The 811-nt window shown below is 74.6% G+C and carries 1 protein-coding gene; it reads left to right on the top strand.

The genetic code is table 11. The features are described from left to right. Window positions 1–311: 311 nt before the first annotated feature. On the top strand, window positions 312–811 hold a 500-nt coding region (locus G5C51_RS42260), incomplete at its 3' end, for a hypothetical protein (protein WP_165246251.1).

Below are 811 nucleotides of genomic sequence, written 5' to 3'. Positions count from 1 at the left end.
CTCCCGCACAACCCGCCGCCCGGCAGACCAACGCGCCCCACCGCCCCACTCCTCCCGTAGCCAGCTCCCCAACCGGCACCGAACCCGGCCGAGAGCCGGCGACGCGGCCGTCACCATCCGATGCCAGGCCATCCGATGCCAGGCCATCCGCCACACCATCCGCCACACCACCCGCCAGGACCACCCACCAATCCGCCGCCGACCTCCTCACCGCCGCTCCGAAGCGACTCCTCGTCGAGTCCGCACCCCTGGAGGCCCCAGCCGGCATACCCGACCTCGCCGGCAAGCGATTCGCCGTCCTCGGCGGCGGGTTGCTCGCCGCCGAACTGGTCGCCGGCCTCGGAATGGCCGGCGCTGACGCCGGGGCATACGACGGCAGCCAGGTGCTCGGCACCGAATACGGCCCGCTGGACGGGGTCTTCCACCTCGCCGCCCTCGACGCCGCCGCCGACCCGCTCCTACCCGGCGGCTTCGCCGTAATCCGCGCGGCACTGCTCCACAAGCCCGCCTGGTTCACGGTCGCGTGCCGCGCAGGCGACGACACCGGGGCCGGCCTCGCGGGACTCCTGCGCTCGGCCGCCCGCGAATACCCGGAGACACGAGTCCGGCTCGCCCGCTTCGCCGGGGTCGAACCGGACGCGGCAGCGCTGCTGCGCGAACTCGCACCGGTGAAGTGCGTATTCGACGCGCCCGGACCCGAGGGTGCAGGACCGCCCTCTCCGGCCCAAGGCACCGCCCCCCGCACCGAATACGGCGCCGAGCCCGTAATCGACCTGACCCCCACCGGCCGCCGCGCCCCCCTCCCCATCCC

This window comes from Streptomyces coryli (assembly GCF_011044975.1).
Taxonomy (GTDB): domain Bacteria; phylum Actinomycetota; class Actinomycetes; order Streptomycetales; family Streptomycetaceae; genus Streptomyces; species Streptomyces coryli.
The sequence above is the reverse complement of the archived record's forward strand: the minus strand, read 5'-3'. Positions and strand labels throughout refer to the sequence as shown.